Origin of the sequence: Streptomyces sp. NRRL S-31, assembly GCF_000718775.1 — a bacterium.
Classification (GTDB): domain Bacteria; phylum Actinomycetota; class Actinomycetes; order Streptomycetales; family Streptomycetaceae; genus Streptomyces.
In genome coordinates this window covers 1-1,461 of sequence record NZ_JOCB01000216.1, presented here as the reverse complement: position 1 = coordinate 1,461, position 1,461 = coordinate 1, and the positions used below count along the sequence as shown (strand labels likewise).

The window sequence follows — 1,461 nt, the reverse complement described above, 5'->3', positions numbered from 1 at the left end:
GGCACCACCACCTACCTCGAACTCGGCCCCGACGCCGCCCTCACCCCCATGACCGGCCAAACCCTCGACGACGACACCACCAGCCTCGTCACCCCCGCCTTGCGCCGGGGACGTCCCGAGGCCCAGGTGGCGGTGGAGGCGGCGGCCCGGTTGTACGCGGCGGGCCGCTCGGTGGACTGGCTCGCCTTCTACGAGGGGACGGGTGCCCGCCGGGTCGAGCTGCCGACGTACGCCTTCCAGCGCGAGCACTACTGGCTGGTCGGCAACGGCGGTCCGGGCGATGTGTCCGCCGCGGGCCTGGCCGGGGCCGGGCACCCGCTGCTGGGTGCGGTGCTGGGGCTGCCGGAGTCCGCCGGGCTGTGGTGCACCAGCCGGCTGTCGCTCGCCACCCATCCGTGGCTGGCCGACCACACCGTCTCGGGCGTGACCGTGGTCCCGGGCGCGGCGCTGGTCGAGATGGCGGTGCGCGCGGGTGACGAGACGGGCAGCGGGACCCTGGACGAGTTGGTCGTGGAGGCGCCGCTGGTGCTGCCGGAGCACGGTGCGGTGCAGGTGCGCATCGGCGTGGCCGACCCCGACGCGACGGGCCGCCGGCCGCTGACGATCCACTCCCGGCCGGAGTCGGCCGCCGTCGGCGATCCATGGGTGCGGCACGCCTCGGGTTTCCTGAGCGAGGCGGTCACGGCTCCCGGCGCCGCCTTCGCGCAGTGGCCGCCGGCCGGTGCGGAGCCGGTCGAGCTGGACGGGTTCTACGAGCGGTCCGCCGCGAGCGGGCTCGATTACGGCCCGGTGTTCCGTGCGCTGCGCAAGGTGTGGCGGCGGGGCGAGGAGGTGTTCGCCGAGGTCGCCGTCGCCGAGCAGGAGCAGGCCGCGGCCGAGCGGTACGGGCTGCACCCGGCGCTGCTGGACGCGGCTCTCCAGGCCAGCACGTTCTGTGCGCTGTCCGACGCCGATGACGGGGCCGGGGTGCGGCTGCCGTTCGCCTGGAACGGGGTGGCGCTGCACGCGACGGGCGCCACGGCGCTGCTGGTGCGCGCGGTGCCGAGCGGCTCCGGGGTCTCGCTGGAGCTGGCCGACCCCACGGGGGCGCCGTTGGCCACGGTCGGTTCGATGGTGACCCGCCCGGTCGCCGCCGAGCAGTTGGGCGGGACAGGGGCGGCGCGGGACGCGCTGTTCCGGGTGGACTGGATGCCGGTCGCCCTCAGCTCCACTCCCCGGCCCGCTGATTGGCGTGAGCTGGATGTCACGGCCGAGCCGGAGGGCAGCAGCGTGCCCGAGCAGGTCCGCACGCTCACCGGACGGGTCCTGGCCGCCGTACAGGAATTCGTGGAGGACGCGGAACCGGGCAGCGGTCCCCTCGTGGTCACCGCCCGCTCCGGCCACCCCGCCACCGCCGCCGTACGCGGCCTGCTGCGCACCGCCCAACTCGAACACCCCGACCGCATCGTCCTCGCCGAACTC

1 protein-coding gene is annotated in these 1,461 nt (G+C 75.6%); it reads left to right on the top strand.

Features of this window, described 5'->3' with window-relative positions; genetic code table 11:
- Positions 1 to 1,461 (top strand): polyketide synthase dehydratase domain-containing protein (locus IF37_RS0138245; protein WP_030754311.1); only part of this gene is annotated, 1,461 nt, incomplete at both ends.